The 6,316-nt window shown below is 69.5% G+C and carries 3 protein-coding genes; all 3 read right to left on the bottom strand.

Annotation, left to right across the window (positions count from 1 at the left end; translation table 11 throughout):
• Positions 1-212 precede the first annotated feature (212 nt).
• The 3 genes from D180_RS18650 to D180_RS18660 all read right to left on the bottom strand — a co-directional run bounded on the left by D180_RS18650 (position 213) and on the right by D180_RS18660 (position 6,299).
• Positions 213-2,927, bottom strand: coding sequence for a TonB-dependent receptor (locus D180_RS18650; RefSeq protein ID WP_043091331.1), 2,715 nt, complete (start codon positions 2,925-2,927; stop codon positions 213-215).
• A 445-nt stretch (positions 2,928-3,372) separates the two neighbouring features.
• Positions 3,373-5,322 (bottom strand): alpha/beta hydrolase, encoded by a 1,950-nt coding sequence (locus D180_RS18655; protein ID WP_017913980.1) that lies wholly within the window; start codon positions 5,320-5,322, stop codon positions 3,373-3,375.
• The gene (locus D180_RS18660) at positions 5,319-6,299 is read right to left on the bottom strand and encodes a DUF4105 domain-containing protein (protein ID WP_081616536.1); all 981 of its coding nucleotides are present in this window, start codon (positions 6,297-6,299) and stop codon (positions 5,319-5,321) included. The genes D180_RS18655 and D180_RS18660 overlap by 4 nt, the downstream gene beginning before the upstream one ends.
• Positions 6,300-6,316 lie beyond the last annotated feature (17 nt).

Consider the following 6,316-nt stretch of genomic DNA (forward strand, 5'->3'; position numbering starts at 1 on the left):
GTAGCTGTTGTGCGAGCCGAGCAGTTGCACCTGGTCCAGGCGCAGGCCGTCGATCGGCACCGTCACCGGTGCCGCTGCCGCGCTGGCCGCTCCCGGCAGGCCGATCAGCGCCAGCCAGACGAGCAACAGCGCGCGGCCGACAACGCCCCACCCGCCGCGCGGCACAAGGCCGTGCGGCGGGTGGCGGCGTCCCGCGTGCGCAAGCGCCCGCTTCAGAACGTGTACTTCACGTTCAGCAGCGCGGTGCGGCCGGCATCGACGATGTCGGAGATCGCGGTGCTGTTGTGGCCCACGTGCGCCCAGTAGCTCAGGCGGTTGGTGAGGTTGGCCACCGACAGGTCGGCGCGCAGGTGCTCGTTGAAGGTGTAGCCCACGTGCAGGTCCACGCGGGTGATCGGCTTGACCCACAGGTCGTCCCAGGTGGCGCCGCGGTTGTAGTAGTCGTACACCGAGACGTACTCGCCGGAGTAGTGATAGGCCAGGTTCACCGACAGCGGGCCCTTCTCGTAGAACAGCTCGGCGTTGGCCATCAGGTCGGGCGCGTTCTGGATGCGCTCGTCGTGGAAGCCGTCCATGCCCAGGTCGACACGGGTGGTCTGGCGGGTGAGGTTGGCACCGATGCCGAAGCCGTCCAGCGGTGCCGGCATGCCCTGCAGGGTCTGCCGCACTGCGGCCTCGACGCCGAGCACCTTGCCGTCGCCGCCGTTCTGCGGACGCACGTAGCGCACATTGCCGGCGCCGGTGCTGGTGCCGGCGTTGGCCGGATCCGAGCCGCTCTCGTAGATGTAGTCGGTCAGGCGCTTGTAGTAGCCGGCCAGCATCGCGTGGCCGCCGTGGCCGTTGTCCCACTCGCCGGACAGGTCGACGTTGAGCGACTTGATCGGCTTCAGGTCCGGATTGCCCTCGGTGATGACCGTGGTGCCGTCGCTGGAGACGTCATAGTTGGCGCCGCCGCCGAGCTGCACCAGCGCCGGCCGGGTGTAGCTGGTCCACACCGAGGCGCGGTACACCGCGTTGCCGTTGCCCGGGCGGTAGTTCAGGAACACGCTCGGCAGCGGCACGTCGTAGCTGGTGTGGTTGCTGCTGAAGAAGCCGGGCAGTTCGTTGCCGTTGGCGTCTTCGGGCATGGTCCAGAAGGTGTTGCGGATGCTGGTGTGCTCGAAGCGCACGCCCGGGATCACTTCCAGGTCGCCGCTGCGGAACGTGGCCATCGCATACGCCGAGGTCACCGCCTCGTCGCCACGCATGGTCGCGCAGTTCTGGTTGTTGATCGCCAGGCTGCCGCAGGTGTCGAAGCTGGCCGCGGTCAGATGCTGGGCGATCATCGCCTTCAGCCCACCGTTGCTGAGCTTGACCGTCGGCCATGCGTACTTGCCCGGGTACACCGAGTCGTACTGGCCGACCACCAGGCCGGTGTCGCGCAGCAGGGTGCCGTCGGTGAACTTGCTGTTGGTCCAGTCGCGCGAGGTGAAGTCGCGGGAGCTGTCGACGTACTTCACGCCGAACTGGATGTTGCTCAGCGCGCCCTGGTCGAAGTCGTAGCGCACGTCGAACTTGGCGCCGCCCTTGGTCTGGCCGCTGTAGGACTTGGTCAGCTGGCCGTAGCGACGCGCATACAGGCTGCCGATGTCGCTGGCCTGGGCCTGCAGCGCCGGGGTCAGCATCGGCTTGGGGAAGCCGTCGCCGTCGTAGCCGGAGAAGGTGCTGGCGCCGCCGTACGGGAACTGGGTGGAGGCGTACTGGTCCACGCGCGCGGAGATTTCCACGTGGTCCGGGCGATCGTTGTCGCCGTAGCTGTAGAACAGGTTCGGCGACAGCGTCCAGTTGCCCAGTTGCTTGTCGGCGCCGAACTGGAAGGTGGCCAGGTCCGCCACTTCCGGGTTGGTCTCGTACCAGTAGCGCACCGCCACGCGGTTGATCTGCGGCTGGTACACGCCGGTGGTGCCGATCTGCGCCAGGCTCACGTTGGCCGGCACCAGCTGGGTGTAGCCGGTGTTCTGCTCGGTCTTGGCGTAGGCGTAGGTGGCGCGCGCGTACAGCTGCAGGCTCGGGTCGACGTGCCAGTCGAAGGACACGTGGCCGCCGTAGCGCTTGGTGTCGCCGGCGGAATAGCCGATGTTGGCGCCGGTGGCCATCAGCAGGTCCTGCGGATCGTAGCCGGGCGCCGGCTGGCCGCTGGCCGTGGTGCGCGAGAAGTACTTCTTGCCCCAGTCGCCACGCGAGGCGGCGGCGTTGGCCACTTCGCTGTTCACGTAGTGGCGCTCGTCGTAGTACGCGCTGGTATAGATGCCGAACTGGTTGTCGGCGCCGAACTTGGCGTGGAATTCGCCGGCCGCGCCCTTGCCAAGGCCGTTGTCGCCGTAGTCGCGCGCGCGGCTTTCCATGCGCCCGCTGGCGGTGACGCTGCCGCCCATCGCCTCGCTGTAGTCGAAGCCGCTGGGGGTGCGGTAGTCGATGGTGCCGCCGATCGCGTCGCCGTCCATCGCCGCGGTGGAGGTCTTGTTCAACACGATGGTCTGCAGGCCCGACGGCGGCAGCAGGCTCAGCTGCACGCTGCGGCTGTAGGGCAGGCCCTGGGCGACGTTGACGCCGTTGATCAGGTTGACGTTGTACTCGGCGTTGAGGCCACGCACCGAGGCGAACATGCCCTCGCCGCGCGCGGCGCCGTCGACGCCGCCGAAGTATGACTGCCCGGTGTTGACCACGTTGACGCCCGGCAGCAGACCCAGTGCCTCGGCGATGTTGTGCACGGCGGTGTACTTCAGGTCTTCGGCCGACAGCACGTTGGCCGTATTGGTCGCGGCCATCTGCATGTCCGCGGCGTTGTAGCGGGTGACGGCGACGGTGATCTTGTCCAGGGTCTTGGCGCTGGCGTCGGACGCGGTGGTCTGCGTCTCCTGCGCATCCTGCGCCTGGGCCAAGGCCATCGGCGCGACACCGAGCAACGCGGCGGCGATCGCCAGTGACAGGCGTTTCTGAAGATGGATCGAGTGCGACATGAAAAATCCGAACGTAGGCGCGGCCAACGGAACGGGCCGCAGGCCGGGCATGGAGGGGAGAGAGGCCGCGATCGTGTTCACGGCGGCGCGCATTGTTGGCGGGCGCGGCTGCAATTTGATGACAACGATGTCACCTGAAACCAAAGCCTGTCGATTCGGCGCGTTTCCTGCGCAATTGGGCACAACTGCGGCGCTGCGTGCGCTGCGATGCAGGGGGCACTCAGGAGGAAGCGGCGCGTCGGGCGCTCGGGTCAGGCGCGCGTCGCCGCGCGCGCAGGCGATTGCGTCGCCCGTCTGCGGATTGGCGCGGCGCGACCACGCAGCGACTCCGGCGTGCGACGACGCGAACGCGCGGCCCACGTCGCGGGCGGCGTCAGCGCGGCGCGGCGGCGTCCACCTGCAATTGCGCGTGCAGGATGCGGCGGATCTCCAGGATCGCCTGCGGGGTCTCCTGCACGCTGTGGCCGGAGGTGATCACCAGTTCGGAGACCGCGCCCGGCAGATGCGCGCTGCGATACGGCACCAAGCCGTCGTCGGAGTCGGCCAGCGGCACCGCCGGATCGCGGCGGGCGATGATGGTGTGGTAGCGCACCGCCGACGAAATCGGCAGGTCCGCCGCCGCGCGCACGAACGGATCGGTGTCGCGCAGGTTGTCGATGCTGTTGGGCACGCGCATCGGCGCGCCGTCGGGGCCGTCGATCCCCTGCAGCAAGGTGTTCAAGCGATCGAGCAGCGTCACCGGCAGGCGCACCAGGCGCCCGGCCAGGCGGCCGAGGCGCCCTTCGGCGAAGGTGGTGCCGCGTTGCGGCGCGGCGATGAAGATGGCGCGGTCCACCTCCGGCAACGGCGCGAAGCGCAGCAGCGGCTGCAACTGCGCCAGCGCCTGCGGGTCCAGCGGGCGCCGGTCGCCGCGCGCACCGATCAGGTCGTTCCACAGCGTGTCGCCGGAGTCGCTGACCAACAGGCGCCCGATCACCCCGCCCATGCTGTGGCCGATCAGGACCATGTGCTGCGAGGCCGGCGCCTGCCCCTGCGGATCGAAATGGCGCAGGGTCTGCTGCACCAGCGTCTCGATCTGCGCGCGGTTCCAGGCGATCGGCATGTTGGTCGGGTAGTAGACCTGCCAGATCTGGTAGTGGCGGCGCAGTTGTTCGTCGCCCATCAGTTCGTTGGCGACGTTGACCCAGGCCTCCGGACTGCTGGCCAGGCCGTGCAGCATCAGGATGATGCGCCGGTCCGGATCGTATGGCTGCATCAGGTACAGATGCGGCTGGTCGATGCCATCCTCGCGGCCGAGCATGGAGCGCAGCGACTGCCGCGCGAAGCCGGCGCGGGCCAGCCACAGGCCGTAGGCCGCGGTGAAGTTTGCCGCCAGCGGCAGGCGCTGGCCGTGCACCTCGACCTCGCCGTCGCGGTACGGATCGTAGGGCGCGACCACCACGCTGCGGGTGTCCAGCACCTGCGCCAGGCTGTCGCCGTCGAAGCGCAGCAGCACCGTGGTCGGCGCATACGGCATCTCGCTGAACGCCGGCGCGTGCGGGTTTGGCGTGGCCTTGGCGGCCGCCGCCGCGGTCGGGTCGCCGACCTTGGACGGTGCGATCTCCGCGACCAGTTCGGCACCGAAGCCGTCGCGACGGTAGGTGCTGCGTAAGCCATCGAAGCGCAGCGTCGACGCCGGCAGCATCGCGTCCGGCCGTGCCACGCCACCCGGCAGGCGGAAGCTGCCCATGTCCGCGCGCACCTGCCAGCCGGCCGTGCGCAGCGTGTCGTCGTCGTGTAACTCGCCGCTGGCGCTGCCGGCGCGCCAGCGCAGGAACAGCTCGCCGACCACCTGCTGCACGGCGTAGTTGTAGTAGTCGCGCACCTGGGTCTGCCGGTCCTCGAAGGCGCGCGCACTGGCCGGGCGCTGGGTGTAGAACAGGTAGGCGTAAGCGTAGCGCGCCGCCTCCAGCCAGGCCTGCAGCGTCGCGTCGTCCAGCGCCCTCGCCTGCCGCGGCGTGCGCACATTGGCCGCATGCACCCACAGCTCCGACAGGGTCGCCAGCCGCCGCTCCTGGTCCAGCCCCTGCAGGGCGCGCAGCTGCGTGGCGCAGGCCGCAACGTCGGCCTCGCAGGTCTTGGGGTCGAGCGCGAGCACGCGCAACGTCTCCAGACTGGCATCGCTGAGTTTGCCGGTGCTGAGCACGTCGCCGCGCTGGGTGGCGATGTAGTCGGCAGCGCTGCGCGACTGCACGCTGACCATCGCACAACCGCTGCCGAGCAGCAGCCCGGCAGCCAGCAGCGCGGTGCCCGCGCACCGCGCAAGACGTGAGTACAAGATCATGGCGCGACGGCGGGATCGTCGCCGGGAATGCCGGCGCGGATGCGCGTGGAGAAGTCGTCGCCAACGCCAGCCGCGCGCGCGCGTTCGCCGATGCGGCCGCGCGCGCGCAGCGTGGCCAGGCTGTAGCCGGGCACGAAGCCGTGCTGCGCGTAGACGTAAGACGGCAGGTAGCCGGACAGCAGCAGGCGGATGTCGAGCGGCAGTGCGGGATCGAGCTTGCGCGCCAGCTCGAACACGATGGTGGTGCAGTTGCTGGTGGCGGTGTTGTAGAACCGCGGCGTGCGCTGCAGTTGCTGCGCCCGCGCCACATAGCCCAGGAACAGCTGGCGCAGTTGCGCACGCGACAGGTTGAGCCGGTACAGATAGACGTCCTCGCCGCGCACGTTGCTACGCACCGCCAGGATGTCGCGTTCGTCGGCGGCGACCATCACCTGCTCGAAATTGCGGAAGAACCCGGCCAGCGCCGAGAACGCCTCGCCGCGCTCCTTGCGGATCTCCAGCGAGAACACCACGCGACGGCCGTCGTCGAAGCCGAACGAGACCAGGGTGTGGGCGATCGCCGGCCCCATCCAGTACGACAGCGTCAGGTCCGCCGAGGCCAGCCGCTCCAGGTCGTAGCGGCGCGTCTCCCAGCGCGGGGTGTAGTCGTGGTCGCTGCGCCAGGCGAAATTGCGCACGTTGTGCAGGGTCACCACGTGCCCGTCCACCTGCGGCTGCAACAGTTGCGCGACATCGTCGGCCCAGTCGCGGTTCTGCTGCGGCTGCAGCGCCGACCAGCCCACCGCCATGCCGGCGCAGCCGACCGCGAACAGCAGCGGCAGCACGCGGTACTCGCGCGGATGCCGCAGCCCCCACAGCGCCGCGCCGCCCAAGGCGGCCCACAGCAGCGCAGAGCCGTAGCGCACCACCGCGCCGGTATGCGGCAGATAGCTCAGGAACAGCGCGCCCCACAGGCTGGCGCCGAGCACCGCCAGCATCGCCAGTGCGTGCGCCA

Origin of the sequence: Xanthomonas sp. SHU 166, assembly GCF_000364685.1 — a bacterium.
GTDB lineage: Bacteria > Pseudomonadota > Gammaproteobacteria > Xanthomonadales > Xanthomonadaceae > Xanthomonas_A > Xanthomonas_A sontii.